At 61.3% G+C, this 24,797-nt stretch carries 25 protein-coding genes, 1 pseudogene and 1 riboswitch; of the genes and pseudogenes, 21 read left to right on the top strand and 5 right to left on the bottom strand.

The genetic code is table 11. The annotated features are described in order from the left end of the window. From PG883_RS03380 to ansB, 12 genes and pseudogenes are all read left to right on the top strand, one after another. Positions 1-174, top strand: a pseudogene (locus PG883_RS03380) (IS30 family transposase); the annotation flags it as partial. 41 nt (positions 175-215) lie between these two features. Then, entirely contained in the window at positions 216-1,562 is a 1,347-nt protein-coding gene (locus PG883_RS03375) for a PTS sugar transporter subunit IIC (RefSeq protein ID WP_128312936.1), read from the top strand. A 47-nt stretch (positions 1,563-1,609) separates the two neighbouring features. After that, complete coding sequence (locus tag PG883_RS03370) at positions 1,610-2,992, top strand: glycoside hydrolase family 1 protein (RefSeq protein ID WP_041211759.1); 1,383 nt, start codon at positions 1,610-1,612, stop codon at positions 2,990-2,992. 32 nt (positions 2,993-3,024) lie between these two features. Beyond that, complete coding sequence (gene chbA, locus PG883_RS03365; RefSeq protein ID WP_041211758.1) at positions 3,025-3,336, top strand: PTS N,N'-diacetylchitobiose transporter subunit IIA; 312 nt, start codon at positions 3,025-3,027, stop codon at positions 3,334-3,336. A 14-nt stretch (positions 3,337-3,350) separates the two neighbouring features. After that, positions 3,351-4,253 (top strand): ROK family protein, encoded by a 903-nt coding sequence (locus PG883_RS03360; protein WP_270806967.1) that lies wholly within the window; start codon positions 3,351-3,353, stop codon positions 4,251-4,253. Positions 4,254-4,388: 135 nt separating this feature from the next. Next, positions 4,389-5,735, top strand: a complete 1,347-nt coding sequence (locus PG883_RS03355) for a maltoporin (protein WP_041211756.1) — start codon at positions 4,389-4,391, stop codon at positions 5,733-5,735. Between the two features lie 11 nt (positions 5,736-5,746). Beyond that, positions 5,747-7,936, top strand: coding sequence for a CBM35 domain-containing protein (locus PG883_RS03350; protein WP_270806966.1), 2,190 nt, complete (start codon positions 5,747-5,749; stop codon positions 7,934-7,936). Positions 7,937-8,124: 188 nt separating this feature from the next. Further along, entirely contained in the window at positions 8,125-8,580 is a 456-nt protein-coding gene (locus tag PG883_RS03345) for a CBM35 domain-containing protein (RefSeq protein ID WP_270806965.1), read from the top strand. Between the two features lie 220 nt (positions 8,581-8,800). After that, entirely contained in the window at positions 8,801-10,114 is a 1,314-nt protein-coding gene (locus PG883_RS03340) for a carbohydrate-binding domain-containing protein (protein WP_128341825.1), read from the top strand. Positions 10,115-10,209: 95 nt separating this feature from the next. Then, positions 10,210-11,172, top strand: a complete 963-nt coding sequence (locus PG883_RS03335) for a LacI family DNA-binding transcriptional regulator (RefSeq protein WP_041211752.1) — start codon at positions 10,210-10,212, stop codon at positions 11,170-11,172. 62 nt (positions 11,173-11,234) lie between these two features. Beyond that, positions 11,235-11,429 carry a heavy-metal-associated domain-containing protein gene (locus PG883_RS03330; RefSeq protein WP_270806964.1) on the top strand — a complete coding sequence of 65 codons (195 nt, stop codon included), beginning with the start codon at positions 11,235-11,237 and terminating at the stop codon, positions 11,427-11,429. 128 nt (positions 11,430-11,557) lie between these two features. Beyond that, positions 11,558-12,616 carry an L-asparaginase 2 gene (gene ansB, locus PG883_RS03325; protein ID WP_270806963.1) on the top strand — a complete coding sequence of 353 codons (1,059 nt, stop codon included), beginning with the start codon at positions 11,558-11,560 and terminating at the stop codon, positions 12,614-12,616. A 79-nt stretch (positions 12,617-12,695) separates the two neighbouring features. On the opposite strand, the gene PG883_RS03320 is transcribed toward ansB, so the two are convergent. After that, positions 12,696-13,682 (bottom strand): sodium:calcium antiporter, encoded by a 987-nt coding sequence (locus tag PG883_RS03320; protein ID WP_270806962.1) that lies wholly within the window; start codon positions 13,680-13,682, stop codon positions 12,696-12,698. 88 nt (positions 13,683-13,770) lie between these two features. Beyond that, positions 13,771-13,878, bottom strand: a riboswitch (yybP-ykoY riboswitch). Between the two features lie 191 nt (positions 13,879-14,069). Here PG883_RS03320 and PG883_RS03315 point away from each other — a divergent pair. Further along, positions 14,070-14,657, top strand: coding sequence for a superinfection exclusion B family protein (locus PG883_RS03315; protein WP_010675780.1), 588 nt, complete (start codon positions 14,070-14,072; stop codon positions 14,655-14,657). 64 nt (positions 14,658-14,721) lie between these two features. On the opposite strand, the gene PG883_RS03310 is transcribed toward PG883_RS03315, so the two are convergent. The 3 genes from PG883_RS03310 to PG883_RS03300 all read right to left on the bottom strand — a co-directional run bounded on the left by PG883_RS03310 (position 14,722) and on the right by PG883_RS03300 (position 16,248). Next, the gene (locus PG883_RS03310; protein ID WP_041211864.1) at positions 14,722-15,180 is read right to left on the bottom strand and encodes a methylglyoxal synthase; all 459 of its coding nucleotides are present in this window, start codon (positions 15,178-15,180) and stop codon (positions 14,722-14,724) included. A 250-nt stretch (positions 15,181-15,430) separates the two neighbouring features. Beyond that, the gene (gene bfr / locus PG883_RS03305; RefSeq protein ID WP_010675778.1) at positions 15,431-15,910 is read right to left on the bottom strand and encodes a bacterioferritin; all 480 of its coding nucleotides are present in this window, start codon (positions 15,908-15,910) and stop codon (positions 15,431-15,433) included. A 131-nt stretch (positions 15,911-16,041) separates the two neighbouring features. After that, complete coding sequence (locus PG883_RS03300; RefSeq protein WP_010675777.1) at positions 16,042-16,248, bottom strand: bacterioferritin-associated ferredoxin; 207 nt, start codon at positions 16,246-16,248, stop codon at positions 16,042-16,044. 138 nt (positions 16,249-16,386) lie between these two features. On the opposite strand from PG883_RS03300, the gene PG883_RS03295 reads away from it, so the two are divergent. From PG883_RS03295 to PG883_RS03270, 6 genes are all read left to right on the top strand, one after another. Further along, the gene (locus PG883_RS03295) at positions 16,387-16,701 is read left to right on the top strand and encodes an HlyU family transcriptional regulator (RefSeq protein ID WP_041211748.1); all 315 of its coding nucleotides are present in this window, start codon (positions 16,387-16,389) and stop codon (positions 16,699-16,701) included. Further along, a complete protein-coding gene (locus PG883_RS03290) occupies positions 16,698-18,770 on the top strand; it encodes a tRNA(Met) cytidine acetyltransferase TmcA (RefSeq protein WP_270806961.1) in 2,073 nt (690 codons plus the stop codon). Before PG883_RS03295 ends, PG883_RS03290 begins: the two co-directional genes overlap by 4 nt. Positions 18,771-19,137: 367 nt before the next feature. Continuing rightward, a complete protein-coding gene (gene coxB / locus PG883_RS03285) occupies positions 19,138-20,268 on the top strand; it encodes a cytochrome c oxidase subunit II (RefSeq protein ID WP_270806960.1) in 1,131 nt (376 codons plus the stop codon). A 9-nt stretch (positions 20,269-20,277) separates the two neighbouring features. After that, entirely contained in the window at positions 20,278-21,876 is a 1,599-nt protein-coding gene (ctaD, locus tag PG883_RS03280; protein ID WP_223915048.1) for a cytochrome c oxidase subunit I, read from the top strand. 9 nt (positions 21,877-21,885) lie between these two features. Beyond that, the gene (locus PG883_RS03275) at positions 21,886-22,440 is read left to right on the top strand and encodes a cytochrome c oxidase assembly protein (RefSeq protein ID WP_200164348.1); all 555 of its coding nucleotides are present in this window, start codon (positions 21,886-21,888) and stop codon (positions 22,438-22,440) included. Positions 22,441-22,442: 2 nt separating this feature from the next. After that, positions 22,443-23,324 (top strand): cytochrome c oxidase subunit 3, encoded by an 882-nt coding sequence (locus PG883_RS03270; RefSeq protein ID WP_128312924.1) that lies wholly within the window; start codon positions 22,443-22,445, stop codon positions 23,322-23,324. An 8-nt stretch (positions 23,325-23,332) separates the two neighbouring features. Here PG883_RS03270 and PG883_RS03265 read toward each other — a convergent pair whose 3' ends face one another. After that, complete coding sequence (locus PG883_RS03265; RefSeq protein WP_043152873.1) at positions 23,333-23,539, bottom strand: DUF2909 family protein; 207 nt, start codon at positions 23,537-23,539, stop codon at positions 23,333-23,335. 78 nt (positions 23,540-23,617) lie between these two features. Here PG883_RS03265 and PG883_RS03260 point away from each other — a divergent pair, with 78 nt between their 5' ends. Together PG883_RS03260 and PG883_RS03255 are read left to right on the top strand one after the other, a co-directional pair. Continuing rightward, positions 23,618-24,283: an SURF1 family protein gene (locus PG883_RS03260; protein ID WP_226044741.1), complete on the top strand. Its 666-nt coding sequence runs from the start codon at positions 23,618-23,620 to the stop codon at positions 24,281-24,283. Beyond that, complete coding sequence (locus tag PG883_RS03255) at positions 24,280-24,762, top strand: hypothetical protein (RefSeq protein WP_200164349.1); 483 nt, start codon at positions 24,280-24,282, stop codon at positions 24,760-24,762. Before PG883_RS03260 ends, PG883_RS03255 begins: the two co-directional genes overlap by 4 nt. The last annotated feature ends 35 nt before the right edge of the window (positions 24,763-24,797 follow it).

The following is a 24,797-nucleotide window of genomic DNA, read 5'->3' as shown; positions in this document are numbered from 1 at the left end:
AACGAGAACAGCAATGGCTTGTTGCGGCAGTATGTGCCCAAGGGCAGCGACCTGAGCCAGCTCAGCCCGGATGAGTTGTCGGCCTTCGAGCGGCGACTCAACCTTAGACCGCGCAAATGTTTGGATTTCAGGCAACCGCAGATCGTGTTTGATGAACTACGACAGGTTGCTTGATTTGGCGGGTGTTGCACTTCGGAGTTGAATTCGCGCAGTCCATGAACACGCTTTACGACCGCTTCGTCTCGGTGATCGAGCAGAAGATAAGCCCACTGGCCGGCCGTCTCGGTCAGCAGAAGTACATCCAGGCCATCCGCGATGGTTTCATCGCCGCGCTGCCTTTCATGATCGTCGGCAGCTTCATGCTGGTGTTCATCTTCCCCCCCTTCTCGCAAGAGACCCAGTGGGGCTTTGCCCGGGCCTGGCTTGACTTCGCCGGCACCTATCAGGCCCAGCTGCTGCTGCCGTTCCAGCTCAGCATGGGGCTGATGACCCTGTTCATCTCGGTGGGCATCGGTGCCAGCCTGGCCAGGCAAAACGGGCTGGATCCGGTCACCACGGGCCTGCTCTGCCTGATGGCCTTCATGCTGGTGGCCGCGCCCGTCAAGGATGGCCAGATCTCGATGCAGTACTTCTCGGGCCAGGGGATCTTCACGGCCCTGATCACCGCCATCTATGCCGCCGAAGTCTATGCCTTCCTCAAGAAGCACAACATCACCATCAAGCTGCCTCCTCAGGTGCCGACCGGGGTGGCGCGCTCGTTCGAGGTGCTGATCCCGGTGTTGCTCATCATCCTGACCCTGCATCCGCTCAATCTGATCCTTGAGAGCAGCACGGGGATGATCCTGCCCGAGGCCATCATGGCCCTGATCAAGCCCCTGGTCGCCGCCTCCGACACCCTGCCCGCCATGCTGCTGGCCGTGCTGCTGTGCCAGATCCTTTGGTTTGCCGGGATCCACGGTGCCCTGATCGTTACCGGCATCATGAACCCCTTCTGGATGGCCAATCTGGCCAACAACCAGGCGGCCATGGCGGCGGGCGAGGTACTGCCCCACATCTTCCTGCAGGGCTTCTGGGATCACTACCTGCTCATCGGCGGTGTTGGCTCCACCCTGCCGCTGGCCTTCCTGCTGTTGCGCAGCAAGGCGGCCCACCTGAGATCCATCGGCAAGATGGGCGTGGTGCCGGGTCTGTTCAACATCAATGAACCCATCCTGTTTGGCGCCCCTATCGTGATGAACCCGGTGTTCTTCCTGCCCTTCATCCTGGTGCCCATGATCAACGCCACCCTGGCCTGGTTCGCGCTGGATCTGGGGCTGGTGGCACGGGTGGCGTCCCTGACCCCCTGGACCACACCAGCCCCCATCGGTGCCTCCTGGGCCGCGAACTGGGCCATCAGCCCGGCGCTGATGTGCATCCTGTGCATGTGCTCGGCCGCCGTCATGTATTACCCCTTCCTGAAAGCCTACGAGCGCAGCCTGCTCAAGCAGGAAGAGGAGAGAGAAGAAGCTGAAAAAGCCTTCACCGGCGACGTCGCCATGGCGACCCGTCAGAACATCCGCTAATCGAACCATCGGCCGCCATTCCATGGCGGCCTGACAGGAGACACACCATGCAGTTCCGTTTCCCCGACACCTTCTGGTGGGGCAGTGCCTCATCCGCCCCTCAGGCCGAGGGCGCCAGCCTCCAGGGCGGCAAGGCCCCGACCATCTGGGATCACTGGTTTGCCATCGAGCCGAACCGCTTCCACCAGCAGGTGGGACCGGCCGATACCTCCACCTTCTACCAGCATTTTCGGGATGACATCGCCCTGATGCAGGAGATAGGTCACAACAGTTTCCGCACCTCCATCTCCTGGGCGCGCCTCCTGCCCCAGGGGCGTGGCGAACCCAACCCGGAGGCGGTGCGCTTCTACCACGCCATGCTCGACGAGCTGCTGGCCCGTGGCATCACCCCCTTCATCAACCTGTTCCACTTCGACATGCCGATGTCCATGCAGGAGCAAGGGGGCTGGGAGAGTCGCAAGGTGGTCGACGCCTTCGCCGAGTTTGCCGCCACCTGCTTCCGGCTGTTCGGGGGCAAGGTCAAACACTGGTTCACCTTCAACGAGCCGATCGTGCCGGTCGAGGGGGGCTATCTCTATGACTTCCACTACCCGAACGTGGTGGACTTCCGCCGTGCCGCGACCGTGGCCTACCACACCATGCTGGCCCACGCCAAGGCGGTGCAGGCCTATCGCGCCCAGGGCCAGGACGGCCAGATCGGCATCATCCTGAACCTGACCCCTTCCTATCCGCGTTCCCAGCATCCGGCGGATCTGAAGGCGGCCAACATTGCCGACCTCTTCTTCAACCGCAGCTTCCTCGACCCGGCGGTCAAGGGTGAATACCCGACCGAGCTGGTGGCGCTGCTGCGGGAATATGACCAGTTGCCGGCCAGCGAGCCGGAAGATCGCGCGCTGCTGGCCGCCGGCAAGGTGGACCTGCTCGGTGTCAACTACTACCAGCCGCGCCGGGTCAAGGCCCGCAGCAACGCGGTCAATCCTGCCAGCCCCTTCATGCCGGAGTGGTTCTTCGACTACTACGAGATGCCGGGTCGCAAGATGAACCCGCACCGGGGCTGGGAGATCTACGAGAAAGGCATCTACGACATCCTGGTCAACCTGCGGGACCACTACGGCAACATCCCCTGCTTCATCTCTGAAAACGGCATGGGGGTCGAGGGGGAGGAGAAGTTCCTCGGCGAGCAGGGCCAGATCCAGGACGACTACCGCATCGCCTTCATCCGCGATCACCTGAGCTGGGTGCACAAGGGAATAGGTGAGGGGTGCCAGTGCCTTGGCTATCACCTCTGGACCTTTGTCGACAACTGGTCGTGGAGCAACGCCTACAAGAACCGTTACGGCTTCGTCCGCCTCGATCTGGCGACCGGCGAGCGCCGCATCAAGAAGAGTGGCGAGTGGTTCGCCGACGTATCCCGCAACGGCGGCTTCTGAGCCGGCATCACAGCAACACCAAGGAGTACAAGATGTTTGATCTCGAAGAAACCGTCATGGGCATCATCATTAACGCCGGCCAGTCACGCAGCCTGTGCTACGAGGCGCTGCGCAGCGCCAAGCTGGGGCAGTTTGCCGAGGCGGACGACCTGCTGCGGCAGGCCACCGAGGCGGCCAACGCCGCCCACGCGGTGCAGACCAGGCTGATCGAGGCGGATCAGGGGGAGGGCAAGATCCCGGTCACCCTGGTATTGGTGCACGCCCAGGATCACCTGATGACCTCCATGCTGGCCAAGGAGCTGGTGTGCGAGCTCATCGAACTCTACCGCCGTCAGGCCGCCTGAGAGAGGAGCGCGAGATGTTGCGACTGGGACTGGATATCGGCGGCACCAAGATGGAGGGGCTGCTGCTCGACGGCGAGGGCAACGAGCTGTGCCAGCGCCGCATCGCGACGCCGCAGCAGGGTTACCAGACCTTCATCGAGGTGGTGACCGGTTTTATCCGCGGCTTCGCCGAAGAGGCCGGTGCGCCGGTCAGCATCGGCATCGGCTTGCCGGGGGCGGTGCGTGCCGACAACGGCTGCATCAAGAACGCCAACTGCCTGTTCCTCAACGGCCATCCGCTCAAGGCGGATCTGGAGGCCGCCCTCGGCCAGCCGGTCTGGCTGGCCAACGATGCGGACTGCTTCACCCTGTCCGAGGCCGTTGACGGGGCGGGCAGCGGTGCCAACCTGGTGTTCGGGGTCATCCTGGGCACCGGCTGCGGCGGGGGCATAGTGGCGCATCAGCGCCTGCTGGTCGGTCCCAACGCCATCACTGGCGAGTGGGGACACAATCCGTTGCCCGGCTATGACCCGGTGCGCGATGGCCCGGCCCAGCCCTGCTACTGCGGTCGTCGCAACTGCATCGAGCGCTTCGTGTCGGGGACGGGGTTCGCGGGGCGCTTCGTCGAGCGCCATGGCCGCAGTCTGTCGCCGAAAGGGATCCTGACGGCGGCGGCCGAGGGGGACGAGGAGGCCCTGGCTCACTACGAGCACTTCCTCCATGCCCTGGGGCGCAGTCTGGCGAGCGTCATCAACCTGCTGGACCCGGATGTCATCGTCTTCGGTGGTGGCCTCTCCAACATAGCGCGCCTCTATGAGGACTTGCCGGCGGCCATTACCCCCTGGCTGTTCACCGACCGTTGTCTGACCCGGCTGCTGCCAGCGCGGCACGGGGACAGCAGCGGCGTACGCGGCGCGGCCTGGCTGCCCACCCCCTGATCTGACTCTCTCACCACAGTACCCATACACGGTGCCGGCTGCACCGTGGGGCCGCCCCTTGCCTGCGGCGCCCCTCAATGTCGTGGCCGGGGCCTTTTTTACCACGATAGGACGTTACAAAAAGGAAGAGCAAAGATGGAAAAAATGCATAAGGTCATGCCCCTTTCCCTGCTGACCCTGGCCATGTTCAGCGGCCCCGTGTTGGCCGACAAGTATGACTTCGCCATGCACGGCTATGTCCGCTCAGGCATCCTGGCCAATCAGGATGGCAACCGGGTGGACTCCGTCGGCCTGATGCCGGATGGCAAATGGCGCCTGGGCAACGAGGACAACACCAAGCTCGAGCTGATCCCCCAGGTGACCCTGACCTCAGATGCCGGCCCGGTCGCCAAGATCCAGGCCAACCTGACCCATGAGACCGACTGCACGTCCGACTGGAACTGTGTGGATGACGACGGCCACGACATTCAGGTACGCGAGGCCTTTGCCCAGCTGACCAGGCTCGACTTCGCACCGGATGTGGTGTTCTGGGCCGGCAAGCGTTACAGCAGCTCGAACACCTCCAGCCACCAGTACGACTGGGAGTACATCCAGTACAACGGCACCGGGGGCGGGGCGGACAACATCGACATCGGTTTCGCCAAGTTTGACGTCGGCGTCTACGCCTTCACCCCGAGCGACGAGGCCAAGGCCTATCCCCACGACGCGAACGAGCAGGGTTATCCGGACGACTACTCCCTCAACCTCTGGTTCAAGAAGATTGGGGGCGGCCCCATCGATCTGCAACTGGTCGCCCACCACATGAACCAGAACGAGAACAACGCCTGGAAGGAGAGTGCCGAGAAGGGCTATGGCGTCACCGGCATCTACAACTTTGACGGCTTCTACGGTCTGACCGGCGGTTACTCCCGCTTCGTGGCCCAGCTCGGCAAGGGCTTGGCGGCGGGCGACTCCCTCGGCAAGAACGGCTGGGGCTGGTCCAACCTGGATGACACCCAGTCCTGGCGCCTGGTGCTCGACGGCCTGGCTTCTCTCGGCAACGGTTGGGATGTCTCCACCTTCGCCTTCTACCAGAAGGACAAGAGCTACCGCTGGTGGACCGGGGATCAGGATGGCTGGGGCCGTTCCATGTGGGTTGCCGGGGTGCGTCCCATGCAGCAGATCACCCGGAACTTCGCCATGCAGTATGAGGTCGGCTACGAGTACCTCGACGATGACAACTACAAGGGCGTGGCGGGCAGCAAGGGCAAGGGGGGCATGACCAAGGCGACCATAGCGCCGACCCTGACCTTCGACTCCGGCTTCTGGAGCCGTCCGCAGCTGCGCCTGTTCGCCACCTACGCCAAGTGGGATGAGGGCGTCTCCGATGCCATCGACGGCAACTACGACTGGGGGAGCGGCACCCTCTCAGCCGGGGCTTACTCCCGCAGTGGCAAGACGGATACCTGGAACTTCGGTGTCCAGGGCGAAGTGTGGTTCTAAGGAGCACGAGCATGAGATCTCTCTTACGCAATACCCTGAGTTTCTGTGTGCTGTCGGTCCTGGCCGGCAGCACACTGGCGGCGCCTTCCCACTTTGAGCACTTTATCACCCGCCAGGGGGCGGCCCTGATGGATGGCAAGCAGGGGTTCCGTTTTGCCGGCATCCACGCCCCCGAGCTGCACCGCATCGAAGACGATGCGCGCGGTGCGTGCAAGGCCGACCCGCGGGGCTGGGGCCAGTACTTCAAGTGGCCGACCGCCGAGGAGCAGGCCAACTGGATCCGCGCCATGGTGCAGACTGGCGCCAAGGCCCAGCGGGTCTATGTCCTCTCGGTGCAGCAGGAGAGCGACCAGGCTTGTGAGCGCGAGACCCACATTCTGGCCCCTGCCACGGCAGACGGCATGCCCGTGCTCAATGAAAAGGCCATGGTGGTCTATGACAACATGATTGCCGAGGCCGACAAGCAGGGGCTGCGGCTCATCCTGCCCTTCATCGATCACTGGTGGTGGTGGGGCGGGCGCGAGCAGCTGGCAGCCTTCTACAAGGAGACGGCAGACGACTTCTACGACACCTCGAGCAAGACCTACAAGGCCTATCAGGACATCATCCGTCAGGTGATCACCCGCAAGAACACGATCACCGGCCGTCACTACTATGACGAGAAGGCGATCATGGCCTGGGAGACCGGCAACGAGCTGGAGAACACCAATGAGGCATTCCTGACCCAGACCGCGGCCTGGATCAAGCAGTTCGCTCCGCACCAGCTGGTCATCGACGGCACCTACAAGAAGATCAACGACTTCTCTCTCAAGGATCCGAACGTCGACATCATCAGCAACCACTACTACACCAACGCCGGCAACAACCACCCGGATCAGGTGAAGAAGGATCTGACCGCTATCGCCGGCAAGAAGGTCTATCTGGTGGGCGAGTTCGGCCTGCTCGATCACCGGGATCTGGACAACATCATGCAGTCCATCGTCCATACCGAGGTGGATGGCGCCAAGGCGGTGGGGGGCTTCATCTGGGGTTTCCGTGGCCACCGTCACGACGGGGGCTTCTACTGGCACAAGGAGTACACGGGGCACTACAGCTATCACCTGCCCGGATTCCCGATAGAGGGCAAGGCCAACCAGGAGATGGACGTCGTCGACCTGGTGCGCAAGGCGTCGGCCCAGATGGCGGGTCTGGCGCAGGCGCCTGCCCTGCCGGCACCGGACGCTCCGTTGCTGCGCCAGACCGATTCGCCGTTTGCCATCAACTGGATGGGGGCGCCGGTGGGACGTGCCTATGACATCGAGCGAGCCACTTCCGCCAAGGGTCCCTGGACCCGTGTCGGCAAGGATGTCTCGGATGGCGTCAACGAGTGGGACCCGAGCAGGATGAGCCTGTTCAGCGACGACTACGGCTCGCTCAAGCTGGGTCAGACCTACTACTACAGGGTCATCGCCAAGAATGAGTCGGGTGCCTCCCAACCCTCCAACGTCATCTCGGTCAAACACACCCAGCAGAATCTACCGCCTGTGGTCGAAGTGGGTGGCGATCTGACCACCTCGGTGGATCAGGGTGTCCTGCTCAGCGCCGTCTGGCGCGACGACCAGCTGCCGACCCCGCAGGTCAAGGTGGGGTGGCGCAGCACCGGGCCCCTCGAGGCCAGGTTCTGCCACGGCGATAAGGCTTCGACCCGTGCCTGGTTCCCTCAGGCGGGCGAGTATGAGCTGACCTTCAGTGCCGATGACGGCCTCGCCCGGAGTGCGAGATCCATCAAGGTGAAGGTGGATCGGGCCAGGGGCGAGCTGCCGGTCAGCTACTGCGAGTTCAGCTCTGCCGAGCTGGTGGCCAAAGAGGGTGAGCTGAACGTGGTCAAGAGTGCCGAGAACCAGCTGGAGGTGGCGGCCGACGGTTTCGCCGGTCCGTTTGCCAGCGAGGGTGACAAGATCACCTGGCACGTCGAGGCCCCCTGGTCCGGCGCCTTCAACCTGCACCTGCACTTCAACGGCAAGTGGGGCGGCAAGAAGAACAGCGTCGTCATCAATGGCACCGATATTCACCCGATCGAATTCCCGCAGACCGACGAGGCCGGTCAGGTGCAAGTCGTCCCGGTGCAGCTCAAGCAGGGCAAGAACCTGGTGAGCTTCGGTAAATTCGCCGGTGACTGGGGGTATATGTTCGTGAAGTCCGTCAAGGTCGTGGCGGAATAACAGTACGGGCCGCATCTAATGGTGCGGCCCGTATTCACTCGTGTTTCATTCACATCGGAGAGCGAGTCGTCGGAGGCCTTTTTTGGCGAGTGTGAAATATAGCCTTGTGCGGTTTATCCCGATACAGGGTGTCTCTTTCACATATTCAAAAATAAAGCGGCACGACCGTCTCCATGAAGGAGATAAAGATGAAGAAACATATTTTTCTCGGTGCTCTCTGGCTGGTTCTACCCGCGTTGTCCCTGTCTGCGATGGCGGCCGACTATCTGGTCGAGCAGTCGGCCGGAGATGGTCAACTGAATGCGGTCACCAGCGCCAAGGACCAGCTGACCCTGGGCGATGACGGTTTTCTCGGTCCCTTTGCCAGCGAGGGGGACAAGGTGACCTGGACGGTTGCGGTGCCCAGTGCCGGTGAGTACCAGCTTCGCCTCTTCTTCAATGCCAAGTGGGGCGGCAAGAAGAACACCCTGGTGGTCAACGGCGGCGAGCCGGTGCAGATCGACTTCCCCCAGACCGGTGAGGCCGGTGAAGAGAAGGTGCTCCCGGTGACCCTGCAGGAGGGCAGCAACAGCATCAGCTTCGGCAAGGCGCCCAATGACTGGGGTTATATGTTCGTGAAATGGATCAAGATCGCGGCCAAATAATCGAACACCTGGCTGCCTGTGCGAGCCGGCAGCCACCTTATTCGCCCATCAGAAATAAATAACAAGAAGGGTCCTGATGCTCTGTGGCTGATTTTATTGTCCGCCACAGAGAATGCCTCGGTGGTGTATTTCCATCACGACGTGACAATGAATGATGCGGTATCGCTGTCCTGATTATGGAATAACCGCTTATCCCCTGGATAAATAAAAGGATAGAAAAGTGAAGAGAAAGACGATCATCGCTACCCTGCTGCTCGGCTGCAGCACCGTGCCCGCTCTGCTGCTGAGCCCTTCGGCCCTGGCCGCGACCACCTACCCGGCCTGTGCCTCGGCGGCCAGCGACCCGGACGGTGACGGTTGGGGCTGGGAGAATGGCCAGAGCTGCCAGGTGGTGGCAGGGTCGGGCGGCGGCGCGACCACTTACCCGACCTGTGCCTCGGCGACCAGCGATCCGGACGGTGACGGTTGGGGCTGGGAGAATGGCCAGAGCTGCCAGGTGGTGGCAGGGTCGGGCGGCGCGACCACTTACCCGACCTGTGCCTCGGCGGCCAGCGATCCGGACGGTGACGGCTGGGGCTGGGAGAATGGCCAGAGCTGCCAGGTGGCCAGCTCCACACCGACACCGGGCTCGGGGGACATGTATGTGAAGGATGGCCAGCTTTACTCCGCCAGTGGTCAGCGCTTCATCGCCCGCGGCATCAACCTGCAGTATGGCGACAACCCGGGGGCGGCCTTCGCGGCCATCACGCCGATCGCCAATACCGGCGCCAACATAGTGCGACTGCAACTGCGCAAGCACACCACGGCCCAGGAGCTGCGCGGTGTCCTCGATGCCATCGTCGCCCGCAACATGGTCGCCATGCCCATGTACTGGGAGAGCGACGTGACCTGCCAGAGCAACCCGCAGCCGCTGCAGACCGCCGTCGACTCGCTCTGGCTCGGCAGCTGGAAGGCCGTGATGCAGGATCCCAAGTACAAGGGCAAGATCCTGCTTAACATCGCCAATGAATGGGGTGAGGATACCAACAATTACGCCGACTTTATCACCACCTACAAGGGGCTCATCAAGGGACTGCGCGATGGCGGCTATACCATGCCGCTGGTGATCGATGCGGCCCACTGCGGCCAGTACGTGCAGAGCTTCCTCTCGGGTCGTGGCAGCGAGTTGCTCAATGCCGATGCCAGCAAGAACCTGCTGTTCTCCCTGCACGCCTACCACTGGCTCTGGGACACGCCTGCCGAGATCGATGCCGCCATTGCCCAGATGAAGGCGCAGAACCTGGCATTCCTGTTTGGCGAGTTCGGAGACAAGCGCTTCCAGGCCCCCAACAACGTCGATCACTATCATCTGCTTGGCAAGGCGCAGAGCGAGTCGGTAGGGTGGATCGCCTGGTCCTGGAAGGGGAATGGTGCCGGGGAAGAGGAGGTGCTAGACATGTCCTACGACTACGGCAGCATGGATCTCTCCCCAAGGGGAAATGACATCGTGTTCGGTGAGGCCGGCATTCGCCAGACGGCGTCCGCACTGCAATAGCATCTGGCTCACAGGGCGGGAGTCTGGAGGTTCCCGCCCCGTTGGGGGCATGGTAGGATGAAACCAGTTGTAAACCGGTTACCGGAATTGAACCCATGGCCAATATTACCGATGTGTCGCGTCTTGCGAATGTGTCCAAAGCCACCGTTTCCCGTGTTCTGAGCGGCTCGCGCGGCGTGCGGGAAGAGAGTCGCCTGGCCGTGCTGCAGGCTGCCGAGCAGCTGAATTTTCGACCCAATGCCACGGCCCGCTCTCTGGCGACCCAGGCGACGGATTGCGTGGGGATCATCCTCTCTTCCCAGCTTGGCAACCGGCTGGCCAGCATGCTGCCACTGCTGGAAGGGGCGCTGACCAAGGCGGGCAAGAGCATGCTGGTGCGCTTCGCCGACGAGGCGGAGCAACAGCAGCGGGCGGTCGATGAGCTGTTGGGGGGGCGTTGTGACGGCGTGCTGGTGCTGGGAGCCAAGCAATCCCTGGCGCCGGACGAGCGCCTCATCCAGCTCGATGGGGTGAGCGATTCGGACAACCTCAATCTCTGCTACGACCTGACGTTTGCCACCGAGAGCGCCTGCCGCTTCCTGCTTGGCAAGGGGCATCGCCAGTTGGTGCTGATGCTGGACGACAAGCTGTCGCCGGCGGGCAAGAGTGCCATCACGGGCTATCAGCAGGCACTGCAGCAGCAATCCCTGCCCTACAACGGCCAATTGGTGATCGACGGTGCCGACAACCAGCAGGCGCTGCTCGGCCTGCTCAACCGCTATCTGCCCTTCACCGCCCTGGTGGTGCAGCAGGATGCCCAGGCGGCCGATGCCATGCGACTGCTGCGTGAGTTCAACCTCCACGTTCCCCAGGATGTGTCCGTCATCAGCCTGGAGGGGGCCACCCTGGCAAGCCAGCTGACTCCGCCATTGACCTGCATCGAATACCCGAGTGAACGGCTGGCCCAGGAGAGCGTGCGCGTGCTGCTGGCACAGCTGGCACAAGGCCTGCGTCCGGCCGACGAACCGCAGAAGTTCCAGGGGCGTCTGGTGGTGCGTGAGTCGGTACTGGCCCGCTAGGGCTTGACCTTGCTGTGACCGTCAGCTTTAGGCTGGGGGGACATTCAGAGAGGAGATACCCCATGACCATCGAACTCACCGTTTCCGGCATGTCCTGTGGTGGCTGCGCCGCCAGCCTGCAAAAAGCGTTGCTGGCCCAGCCTGCCGTCAGCACCGCCAGCGTCGATTTCACCAGCCGCAAGGCCGTCATCGAGAGCGAGCTGGGCAAGGCGGAGCTGATCGCCCTGATCGAGGCCAGTGGCTTCACTGCGGAATGACTTATCACCTAAGTGGTAAAAAACAGACCAATATTCTGTTTACTTCTTTTTATTGGTGAGAACGATCACTTAAATTCCGTTTAAAAAAAATAAAAATGCTGCAATCAACCCATAAGAAGGATTGCAGCATGACCCTCCCTATCCGCAAGACCCTGCTCGCCGCCGTGCTCGGCCTGACCCTCTCCCCCATGGCCATGGCGCTGCCGAACGTGCACATACTGGCCACCGGTGGCACCATCGCCGGTGCTGGCCAGTCCGCCACCCAGTCCAACTACGAGGCGGGCAAGGTTGCCATCGAGACCCTGATCGCCGCCGTGCCCGAGATGAAGAACGTGGCGGACGTGCAGGGTGAGCAGGTCGTCAAGATCGGTTCTCAGGACATGAACGACGAGGTGTGGCTCAAGCTCGCCAAGCGGGTCAACGAGTTGCTGGCCAAGGACGACGTGGACGGCATCGTCATTACCCACGGCACCGACACCATGGAAGAGACCGCCTACTTCCTGAACCTCACCGTCAAGAGTGACAAGCCGGTGGTGCTGGTCGGCGCCATGCGCCCCTCTACCGCCATGAGCGCCGACGGCCCCATGAACCTCTACAACGCCGTGGTCACGGCTTCCGATCCCGCCTCCAAGGGACGTGGCGTCATGGTCGCCATGAACGACACCGTGCTGGATGCCCGCGACGTTACCAAGACCAACACCACCGGCGTGCAGACCTTTGCGGCCCCCGACTTCGGCCCGCTCGGCTACATCCACAACGGCAAGATCGACTACCAGCGCAGCCCGGCCCGGCAGCACACCAGTCAGACGCCGTTCGACGTGAGCAAGCTCGACAAGCTGCCCCAGGTCGGCATCGTCTACAGCTATGCCAACGCCTCGGATCTGCCGGCCAAGGCCCTGGTGGATGCCAAGTTTGACGGCATCGTCAGCGCCGGGGTGGGTAACGGCAACCTCTACCACACCCTGTTCGACACCCTGGCCCAGGCGAGTAAGGACGGCATTCGCGTGGTGCGCTCCGCCCGCGTGCCGACTGGCTCCACCACCCTGGATGCGGAGATCGACGACGCCAAGTACGGCTTCGTGGCGGCCGAGACCCTGAACCCGCAGAAGGCGCGTATCCTGCTGATGCTCGCTCTGACCCAGAGCAAGGATCCGGCCCAGATCCAGCGCTGGTTCCAGCAGTTCTAAGCAGCCCGCCCCGCGTTGGCTGACGCGGGGTGCCGGCCATGAAGGGGGCGGGGATACCCGCCCTTGTTCATGGCGCTCGTCAGCTTGCGATCAGCCAGCCGCAGTAGCCCAGATAGAAGAGTCCCGCCAGGGCGAGCCTGCCCGCCGTCATCCATTCCCGCCGAAAGCCCCACCACAGGAGCACCACCGCCAGCAGCGTCACCAGGGACGAGGCCATCATGACGTCGTCCAGCAGCCAGGGGGTGAACAACAGGCAGAATGCCTTGGGGATGGTGCCCTGGATCATCATGGCGCCGGAGACATTGGCCAGCGCCAGCCGGTACTTGCCCTGCCGTACCCAGAGCAACACGTTCATCAGCTCCGGCATCTCGGTGGCGACCGGGCTCAGCAGCAGGGCTGCCAGCACGGGAGAGAGGCCGGCCAGCTCCCCCAGACTCTCCAGCTGGTGGACGAACAGCTGGGCCGCCAGCGCCATCGCCATCAGGGCTGTCAGGGTCTGCAGCAGTACCTTGCCGAGCGTCGGGATCCTGGCGTGCGGATCCAGCTTGAGCGGTTCGGGCGGCTCGACCTCGTGGCGGTCGGTCTGCCTCAGCTCGCGCCTCACGTAGGCGAGGTACACCAGCACGAACAGGGAGGCCAGCCAGGCTTTGCCGGTGAAGGCCAGGGTGCCGAGCAGCATCGCCAGCAGGAAGATGCCGGCAAACCAGGCCTGATCGCGGCCTATTTCGCGCTGCACCTCGCCATTGATGGCTCTGTGCTCCCGGCTCATGTACAGCAGCAGGGTCACGCCGACGGCAGCATAGCCTATGGTAGCCAGCACCAGCGGGCCGCCGAGGGCCGCACCTATGCCTATCTGCTGCTGGGCGGGGGCATCCCCCATCAGCAGGGCGGTCAGGGTGACGATGCATTCGGGCAGGGCCGTGCCGAGGGCGGCCAGCAGAGAACCGGTGGCGCTTCGGGACAGTTTGAAATGATGGCCGGTCCATTCGATGCCGTTGACGAAGTATCCGCAGGCCAGATAGATGGTGACGGCAGAGATCAGAAATAACAGCAGGGTGATCAGCATGATGAGTAACCGCCAGGCGAGCAGAACAACCGATGGACCCGATACGGCTCGCCCGGCTGGCGTGCATATCGAGGCCAAAGGTCTTGCAGGACGACAGGTGCTATCGCCGCCCATGCCATGGACCTGTGGATCCAAGAGTGTTGACATGGGCCCTGCCCGGATTTCGGGCGGGTTGCTACTCCCCAGTGACAGTGCGGGCTTTTTACCAAGTGGCTCGGTGAGGCGCAAGGCCAACAGGGGATGATCCGCGCGACAAGTTGTAAAAGGATGTGACAACCCCCTCGACTCTCCCGTCCGGGATCCTGATCTTTTTACGGGGATCCTTGTGCTGGCACAGCGATTGCTACGAGTTGGCTACTGTCCACATTGACTTGGGAAGGGTGAACGATGAAACGGTGGATCCAACATTTTTACCAGCTTAATCGCCTCAACTGGCTGATGGTCTGGCTGCTGCTCTGCTGCAGCATCATCCTGCTGTTTCCGGCCGGATTGATGAAAGGTGCCGTGAGCCAGTGGGCCACGGCTCATGCGGCCTGGCTTGGGGTCGGCATGTTGATCGCCATCTCCTATTTCTGCAGTCAGGGCTTCCTGATCGCCTGGGAGTGGGCCTGTGACGAGTGGCAGTCCCGCCGCCAGCAGGATCAACTGGCCCAGATGATTGGCTTCCTCGACTTCAACGAGAAGGCGGTGCTGCGGGAGTTCGTACTGCAACGGAAAAGCGTCATAAACCTGCCGATCACCGAACCCGCCGTCAAAAACCTGATGGATGCCGGCGTGCTCACCTACGCCTACGGCAAGCCGACGCGAGAGAAGGAGGACGAGAACCAGATCCGCGCCCTGATGATCGCCCTGCCAGCGCGCCCTCTGCTGACCTACAAGGTTCTGGGGCTGTCGCGGGGCAAGATGAGCGACGAGCAGGTGGAGCAGATCATGAATGCCAGGCCCAAATTCGCGCAGAAAAGCCTCCAGCGCTGACCTTCTCCACCCATGAAAGAAAAGAGCCGGACATCTGTTCCGGCTCTTTGCTGTCTGGCGTTGCTTATTCGGTTCTGGCCTTGAGGTAGCCGGCGTAGTCGGGCACCTGGACGCTGAATGCCTGCTGCATGTGCGGGCTGTCCATGATGAAGTCCGCCGTCGCCTCGTTGGTGGCGACCGGGATGTTCCAGACGGCCGCGAGGCGCAGCAGGGCCTTGACGTCAGGATCGTGGGCGGCGGGATTGAGGGGATCCCAGAAGAAGATCATCACGTCTATCTTCCCTTCGGCGATGAGGGCGCCGAGCTGTTGATCCCCTCCCATGGGGCCGGAGAAGAGGCAGGTAATGGGCAGCTGCGCCTTCTTGCCGAGCAGGGTGCCCGTGGTGCCGGTCGCATAGAGGTGGTGGAGCTTGAGCTCTTCCTTGCGGCGCAGCACCCAGTTCAGCAGAGGGGCTTTCATGTTGTCGTGAGCCACCAGGGCAACCCGTTTGTGGGGCGCCATCTCGCGTGCAATCAGTTCCATGGAGGTCATCCGTAGCAAAATGATGGGAATGGGGTCGTATCCTAATCGAAAGCGGCGCCTGCCGCTGCCCCATGCATCGTAACTGTGATCCCGGAGGCGGTTCAATCCGGCGCCTGCCATCCTGACAGCCTCTGGCCTGCCTTGTCAGCAACCAGGTTGGCTACCGTATCGTTGGGCAAGATCTCTGCCGCTGGTGCCATGAAAAAACCCGCCTGGGCGGGTTGGGATTGTCTCTTGATGTCATCGCGATTCAGGATGACTCGGCATGGAGCTGGGATTGCTGGTAGTTTTCCAGACCGATACGGGCGATGAGATCGAGCTGGGTTTCCAGCCAGTCCACATGCTCCTCTTCATCTTCCAGGATCTCCTGGAACAGGTCGCGGCTGACGTAGTCCTGCACAGACTCGGCATAGGTGATGGCGACTTTCAAGTCGGGGATGGCGTCCATCTCCAGAGACAAGTCACAGCGCAGCATCTCTTCCACCGTCTCACCGATGCGCAGCTTGCCCAGATCCTGCAAGTTGGGCAGCCCTTCCAGAAACAGCACCCGCTTGACCAGCTCGTCGGCATGTTTCATCTCATCGATGGATTCGTGATACTCCTTGTGCCCCAGCCCCTTGAGGCCCCAGTCATCATAGATGCGGGCATGCAGGAAGTATTGGTTGATGGCAACCAGCTCATTGGCCAGCACCTTGTTGAGGTGGGCAATGATTTTGGGATCTCCTTTCATCGACATTACTCCTCGTTTTCGAGCCTAGGCAACGATCACTAGAGCTTAGTCCAGAAACATGACCATAACGTGATGGGGAAAGTCGTCCCCTGGAGGGCAGAAGGAGAGATGAAGACGAGAAGTCGGCGGTTTTACGCCACTTCGTAATAGAGCGGTGCCTGCTCTGACTCCATCTTGTCGATTTCGGTAGCGATGATCTCCATCGCCATGCGAACACATTTACCACATTGGGCACCGACTTCCAGCGACTGTTTCAACTGTCGGAATTCAGTCTTGCCTGCCTGTACCGCCTTGCGGATCTGGTTATCTGTGATGCCGCGGCACAAACACACGTACATAATCTGGACCTCATGCTGGAATGAGATGAAATCTAAATGAGAATGGTTCGTAGTGCAAAGAACGAATGGTAATAAGATCCCGTGCTTGCCAGTGATTCCACCCTTGGGGAGAATGCCTTTATCAGAGAGGATGCGAACATGTTCAAAAAACTATTCAATGCCCTGTTCAAGGGAGAGATCGCCCAGAGCCCCGAGGTTGAGCCCATCGAATACATGGGCTATCTCATCTATCCCGAGCCCATGGCGGAAGGGGGGCAATACAGGCTGGCAGGTCGCATCACCAGGGAGATAGACGGGCAATTACAGACCCATCGCTTCATCCGCTCCGATCTCTTTGCCAACCCGGCGGATGCCGAGCGCTTCATGGTGCAAAAGGCCCATACCTTCATCGACCAGATGGGGGAGCGCATGTTTGAACCCCGTGTGAAGCCAGACGCCAGCCCAGCTCCATGATGTCAGCCGAGCTGCTCGCCTTGCGCCACGCTATCGCTCATGCCGGCGAGCGACGTCTGATCTGGCTGGAAGGGGAGCAGGATGACTGCATCGTTCGTGCCGAATCCTTGCTGTGGGGGGCGGTGTTCTGGCTGGGGCAGGGTCCTGAGCGTCATGCTCCGCAGCCTGCCGCCAAGGCGCTTCAACGGCTCGGTCAGGAGTGCGACACCCTGGTATTCAATGCCTTCAGTGGTTTTCACCCCGATGCATTCGGTGCCTTGGCGGGGACATTGAGGGCTGGGGGGCTCTTGCTTCTGCTGACCCCGCCGCGGGAGGCATGGCCGACCTACCCAGACCCTGATCGTCAGAGGCTGGTCGCCCAGCCAGAGGAGGTCGATCGTGCCGGGCAGGGGTTCATCTCCCGTCTGGTACGGTTGCTGGAAGAAGATCCGGCGCGAGATCTGACGCCTGCCTCTTGTGATATTACCTGGCAGCCTCTCGACGGGGACCGGCCGCTAAGCGCGGATCAGGCCCGTGCGCTGCCCGCCATCCACAACGTGTTGCACGGCCATCGCCGTCGCCCCCTGGTGTTGAGCGCCGATCGCGGTCGTGGCAAGAGCGCCGTGCTGGGGCTGGCGAGCGCCGACTTGCTGAGTCGGGATCCGGCCTTGACGATAGCGGTGACTGCCCCTTCCCATGCTACAGTGGCGACACTTTTTGCCCATGCAGAGCGCGCGCTGGCAGAGATGCCTGAGCGGCTGGCCGGTCTGAGCTATGTGTCCCCTGATCGGGTGGCTCAAGGAGACGTACTGGCGGATCTGCTGCTGGTGGATGAGGCCGCCGCTATCCCGACCCCACTGCTGGAGGCCATGCTGGCCCGTCACAGTCGCATTGTCTTCGCTACAACGGAGCACGGCTATGAGGGGACGGGGCGCGGCTTTCATCTGCGCTTCAAGAGGGTACTCGATGAGCAAACCCCGGATTGGCAGGAGCTGCACCTGGTGGAGCCCATTCGCTGGAGCCTGAGCGATCCGCTGGAGCCTCTGATCTTCCGGCTCCTTGGTCTGAATGCCGACATATCGGCACCTCATCCCCCGACATCACCGACCTGGCGCCTGGTCGGACAAGATGAGCTGGCCCGTGATGACGCGCTGCTCAATCGGGTGTTCGGCCTGCTCGTACTGGCTCACTACCAGACCAGCCCCAGTGATCTGCGGTATTTGCTGGAGGGGCCGGATCTCGACATTCATCTGATGGAGCAGGGACAGGAGTTGCTCGGGGTGGCGCTGGTCGCGCGGGAGGGCAATATCCCCCCTGATCTGGCGCACGCGATCTGGGCCGGACGAAGGCGCCCTCGTGGACATCTGCTGCCCCAGTCGCTGCTGGCCCACGCCGGTTTCGTGACGGCGGGGGAGCGCTCTTATGCCAGGGTGATGCGCATCGCCATCCATCCTGCCCTTCATCGTCTCGGGCTGGGGTCCAGGTTGCTGGACAAGCTGGTATCACATTACCGGGCATTAGGGGTCGATTATCTGGGTTCTGCCTTCTCCGCCAGCCCAGATCTGCTGCCATTCTGGCTCAAGGCGGGATTGAAGGTGCTGCGTTTGGGTCTGCAGCGCGATGCGGCCAGTGGCAGTCATGCAGCTTTGCTGCTGATGCCGCTGCAATCGGAATATCACGCCGAGCTGGCGCAATGGCGACAGCGTTTCATGAGCCAGTTGCCGGCCCTGCTGGCGGGTGAACTCAAGAGGCTGGATACCGAACTGGTCTGGCTATCCCTCAGAGGCGGACCTGTCACTCATGTGCCGGATCTGGATGAATTCGAGCATCGGGAACTCGATTGTTTTGCCCACCATCACAAGCCATTCGAATTGTGCCAGGCGACACTGCAACGCTGGCTGCTCCGGCGAGTGATGATGCTGGACGGGTTGAGTCAGGATGAACGACGGTTGCTGATCGCCACCATCTGGCAATATGCGTCCTGGTCCGAGCTGGCTGCCCGACAGGGTGTCGCGGGCAAACCCGCCCTGATAAAAGTATTGCGCTCCCTGCTGGCCAGACTGCTGGCTCAGCAAGCCCCAGCGGGCTGACCCCACCTCTGGCACGGCAGAAAACCACGGAGCCCGGGAGGAACCCATGGCCCCTCCCGGGTTCTGCACATCGATTCGACTCACCATGGCTGAAGCTCTCCCCGTTCAAGGCGCGGCCACCCCGGGACCCGTTTCTCCCTCTTCCCTGCTCGCGTTTTGCCTATTGCCACTGCTCTGATGAGCCTGGTCAGGGCTATCTGCATTTTGGTTTTTTCTGAATATGGACTAATACTTGAATGTGAAATGAATTTTAATAAATGCATTATTTTCAGATGGTTAGCGTTGGGTGTATTGAACGCAGGCCATCTTCTCCAACGTGCACAGGGAGTGCAATGTGAGAAACGATGCAGCTCAGGCAGGTGCCGGAATGATGATGTGGTTCATCAGCAGCAGCGCCTTTGCCAATGAGATCCGGTTCAACATGACGCGCGGAGCCACCGCCATCAGTCAGCAGGTCTATGACCTGCATATGACGATTTTCTATATCTGTTGCGTCATCGGTCTGCTCGTCTTCGGCATCATGTTCTGGTCCATCGTGCACCATCGAAAATCGCGCGGTGCCAAAGCCGCCCAGTTTCACGAAAGCACCCGCATCGAGTTGCTGTGGACGGCCATCCCCGTGTTGATACTGATCGCGATGGCGGCACCGGCAACCTCGACCCTGTTGAAGATGGAGGATACCTCCAAGGCCGATCTCACCGTCCTCGTCACGGGCTCGCAATGGAAATGGCATTACAAATACCTCGAGTATCCGGTGGCGTTTTATTCCCTGCTGGCGACCAGCAAACAGCAGATCTCCGGTGATGCCCCCAAGGGCGGCAATTATCTGCTGGAGGTGGATAACCCTCTGGTATTGCCGGTCGGCAAGAAGATCCGTTTCCTGATGACCTCGGACGATGTCATTCACTCCTGGTGGGTTCCCGCCTTCGCCGTGAAAAAAGATGCCAATCCTGGCTACATCAACGAGTCCTGGACCCGGATCGACAAGCCGGGCACCTATCGTGGGCAGTGCGCCGAGCTGTGCGGGAAGGATCACGGTTTCATGCCCGTGGTTGTGGTGGCCAAATCCGCAGAGGAGTTCGAGAAGTGGATTGCCAGAAAGGGAGACGAGCAGGCAACTGCCAAGGCACAGCAACAGGCGCAGGCAGCGGAGACCATGACGTTGCCACAAGCCATGGCGCAGGGGGAGAAAGTCTATCTGGGCCACTGTGCGGCCTGTCATCAGCCCGCGGGTACCGGATTGCCGGGCATCTTCCCGGCGCTCAATGGCAGCAAGGTGACCACACAGGCTGAGCATCGTGCCCAGCATCTGGATACGGTGTTGCACGGCCGGAGTGGTACGGCGATGCAACCTTTTGGCAAACAGTTGACGGCGAAGGAACTGGCCGCCGTCATCACCTATGAACGCAATGCCTGGGATAACAAGACCGGTGACCTTGTGCAGCCAGCCGAGGTGCAGTCCCTTCTCAACCCGGCCAATCCGGACAAGGACAAGTGAGGCGTCGGCATGAGTGATGGAATCACGGATACCCTGCACAGCGAACATGTCCACCAGCCGGCGGCCGGTCTGAGGCGCTGGCTCTACACCACCAATCACAAGGACATCGGTACCCTCTATCTGTGCTTTGCCCTCACCATGTTCTTTACCGGTGGCGCCATGGCCATGGTGATCCGGGCAGAACTGTTCCAGCCCGGACTGCAACTGGTGGAACCCCTGTTTTTCAACCAGATGACCACAGTACACGGCCTCATCATGGTCTTTGGTGCCGTCATGCCCGCCTTCACCGGCCTCGCCAACTGGCTGATCCCCATCATGATTGGGGCCCCTGACATGGCGCTGCCCCGCATGAACAACTGGAGCTTCTGGATCCTGCCGTTTGCTTTCCTCATCCTCCTGTCGAGCCTGTTTATGGAGGGAGGCGGCCCCAGTTCTGGCTGGACCTTCTATGCCCCCCTGTCCACCCAGTACAGCGGCAACAGCACGGCCCTGTTTGTCTTTGCCATTCACATCATGGGGATCTCCTCCATCATGGGGGCCATCAACGTCATCGTGACCATCTTCAACCTGCGGGCGCCGGGCATGGGCTGGATGCAGATGCCGCTGTTTGTCTGGACCTGGCTCATCACGGCGTTTCTGCTCATCGCTGTCATGCCGGTGCTGGCGGCTGCGGTGACCATGGTGCTGACGGACAAGTATTTCGGGACCAGTTTCTTCGATGCGGCCGGTGGGGGGGATCCTGTCCTGTTTCAGCACATTTTCTGGTTCTTCGGGCACCCGGAAGTCTACATCATGATATTGCCGGCTTTCGGCATCGTCTCCAGCATCATTCCGACCTTCTCCCGCAAGAAGCTGTTCGGTTATCGCTCCATGGTCTATGCCACCAGCAGCATCGCCTTGCTCTCCTTCATGGTCTGGGCTCACCACATGTTCACCACCGGATTGCCCGTGGTGGCGGAGCTGTTCTTCATGTACACCACCATGCTGATCGCGGTGCCGACAGGGGTAAAGGTGTTCAACTGGCTTGCCACCATGTGGCGTGGTTCTCTGACATTCGAGACCCCCATGCTGTTTGCCATCGCCTTCATCACTCTGTTCACCATTGGCGGTTTCTCCGGGCTGATGCTGGCCATGACACCGGCTGATTTTCAGTATCACGACACCTATTTCGTAGTGGCCCATTTCCACTATGTGCTGGTGACCGGTGCCGTCTTCTCGATCCTGGCCGCTGCCTACTACTGGTTGCCGAAATGGACGGGGCACATGTATGACGAGCGGCTCGGCCAATGGCATTTCTGGTGTTCGCTCGTCTCGGTCAATGTGCTGTTTTTCCCCATGCATTTTGTCGGGCTGGCGGGCATGCCTCGCCGCATTCCCGATTACGCCCTGCAATTTGCCGACTTCAACATGCTGATCAGCCTGGGGGGCTTCGCCTTCGGCCTGTCCCAGCTGCTGTTTGTCTGGGGCGTGGTCAAATGCATCAGAGGCGGAGCCAAGGCGAGCGATCGGGTATGGGAGGGGGCCGAGGGGCTGGAATGGACGCTCTCTTCTCCCCCTCCCTATCACAGTTTCCAGACTCCGCCGGATATCCGGTCGGAAGAGCGTTAGGGAGGTCATATGACCCAGGTCAGTCATGCCCCCTTGCTCAGAAAACTGGCTCTGGTCGTGCTCGTCATGTTTGGTTTTGCCTTTGCGCTGGTGCCGCTTTATGACGTCTTCTGCCGGATCACCGGCCTCAATGGCAAGACGTCTGATCAAGCGGCCAGTACGGAGCGGGCGGTGATCGACAGCAAGCGGAGCATCCAGATCGAGTTTCTTGCTCATGCGGATACCCGGATGCCGTGGGAGTTCAGCGGTGAGACGGCTCGGCTGTCGGTGCGGCCGGGGGAGGTGAAGATGGTCAACTTTCGGGTGTTCAATCCCACGGAGCGGGCCATGGTGGGTCAGGCGGTCCCGTCGGTCTCTCCCGGTCCCGCCGCAGCCTATCTGAAGAAAGTGGAGTGTTTCTGCTTCAATCGCCAGGAGCTGAGGGCAGGGCAGAGCAAGCTGATGCCGCTCAAGTTCTATATCGATCCGGCACTACCGGGCAGCATCAATACCATCACGCTTTCCTACTCGCTCTATGACATCACGGAGTCCGTACCTGCACCGGCACTCGCACAGAGGAAATGACCATGGCCAAGGTGAACCAGACCTATTATGTCCCGGACCAGAGTCGCTGGCCCATCATTGGTGCCATTGCACTGTTTTTCCTGGCGTTGGGGGCGGGACATCTGGTCAATGAAGTGGCGAGTGGGCAGACCGGTTTCGGCCGGTATCTGATGATGGCCGGTGTCGCCCTGCTGGCATTCATGTTGTTTGGCTGGTTCCGTCACATCATCCGGGAGTCCATGACCGGGCTCTACAGCGCCCAGATGGACAGATCCTTCAGGCAGGGCATGGTCTGGTTCATCTTCTCCGAAGTGATGTTCTTTCTGGCTTTTTTCGGAGTGCTGTTCTATGCACGCCAGCTTGCGGTGCCCTGGCTGGATGGTGCGGGCCACAGGGTGATGACGGGCCAGCTGCTGTGGCCGGATTTCACCGCTCACTGGCCCCTGCTCAAGACGCCCGGCGGGGCCACGACCCAGGCCATGCCCTGGCTGGGGATCCCCCTCATCAATACCTTGATCCTGCTCGGCTCCTCCGTGACCCTGCTGTTTGCACACATGAGTCTGGAAAACGGCAGACGCATGCGGCTCAAGGGGATGTTGCTGGCCACCGTGGTGCTCGGGCTGACATTCCTGTGGTTTCAAGGCTATGAGTATCTGCATGCCTATCGGGATCTCGGGTTGCGGCTGGATTCCGGCATCTATGGCAATACCTTCTTCATTCTGACCGGGTTCCATGGACTGCACGTGCTGCTGGGCACCCTTTTCCTGACCATCATCTGGCTGCGCATCATGTTGAGGGATCATTTCACCCCACAGCGTCATTTCGCTTTCCAGGCTGCGGCCTGGTACTGGCACTTCGTCGATGTGGTCTGGCTCTGTCTGTTCGTCTTTGTCTACCTGCTTTGATGCCGTGCTCAGTAGGGGCGAGGGTTGGGCTCCAGCCAGCCCATCGCGAGAGAGAGCAGCAGTATGATGACCACCAGCAGGGAGAAGAAGACGCGTCGGCCCAGAGGTACCGACATCTTTTGCGTATTGCCTGCACTGAGCATCAGCCAGAGGGCGTGAAACAGCTGGCCGATGATGAGCAGCAGCATGAGTATCAGAACGACCTTGATCAACATCTTGGGATCCTCCTCGATATGCGCGATTCGGCTGCACGAGACAAGCGACGACCATGGCATCACAGACGCTGGTTCGTCTTGTTGTTCACTCTGGTGGTGACGGCCGGTTTGTGCAAGCTGGCGTTCTGGCAGTGGCAGCGCGGAATGGAAAAAACGGCCTGGCTGGCGCAGATGGCAAAGATGCAGCAGGCCGGGCCAAGGACATTGGCCCAGATCGACTGGCAACACCCGGAGTCACTGGATGGCCAGCCTCTGCAAGGGAAAGCCGAGTGGGTCAGCCCTTATGTCTGGTTGCTGGACAACCAGATCGTCAACGGGGAGGTTGGCTATGACGTGCTCATCCCGGTACGCGCAGAGGGGGGATCCTCACTGTTGCTGGTCAACCTGGGATGGGTGCCCGCGCCATCCGACAGGTCGCAATTGCCCAATCCCGCCATCCCCGCCGCTATGACCCTTGAAGGTGTGCTGCGCATGGCTCCCGGTGGCTTCCTGCTGGGACAGAACATAGAACCAGGCCCCTACCCGAACCGGCTGCAATCCATCAGGGTCGAGACCCTGCGACAGGCAATCGGAGCCCCGCTTGCAGACGCCGTGTTGTATCAAAGACGAACCCCACTCCTCTATCACTACCAGCACAATGTCATGCCTCCCGAAAAACACCGGGCCTATGCGGTGCAATGGCTCGGCTTGGCGCTGGTGGTTCTGTCAGGGGGGGTCATGCTGACGAGGAGGTGCTCCCCATGAGCGGATGGCGACGCTGGCGGGTGCCAGCGCTCTTTGCAGCGGTGATCCTGCTGCCTGTGGTGCTGGCGGCTCTGACTCTTCACCAGGGCTGGTATGAAACCGGCACGCGCAGCAAGGGGCACTGGCTGCACCAGGAGATCTACCTGTTGCAACCGCTTCCTGCCCATCAGCACCAATGGCGACTGGTCTATCTGGTGGCCCCTCGCTGCGAGGGGCAATGCCGGCAGGTCCCCGCGCTGATGGCACGTATCCAGGCCGCACTTGGCCGTAATCTGGACAAGCTGGAGCTGGTCCAGTTGACGCCACCTCACGAGGCAAACAGTGAAATGAGGGAGGGGGATATACTGCTGGTGGACGCCCGCGGGCTGGCCATCTTGCGTTACGAGGTGCCCGGCAGCACGACGACCTGGCCGTTGCTTGGCAAGGCGGTACTGTCGGATCTGCAGCAACTGCTCAAATATCAGCGTGGGGTGCAGTGACGATGCAGCCGACATGGGACTCGCATCTTCTGGCT

This window comes from Aeromonas sp. QDB25 (assembly GCF_027707725.1).
Lineage (GTDB): Bacteria > Pseudomonadota > Gammaproteobacteria > Enterobacterales > Aeromonadaceae > Aeromonas > Aeromonas caviae.
Note: the sequence above shows the minus strand (reverse complement) of the source record. Positions and strands in the feature narration are given on the sequence as shown.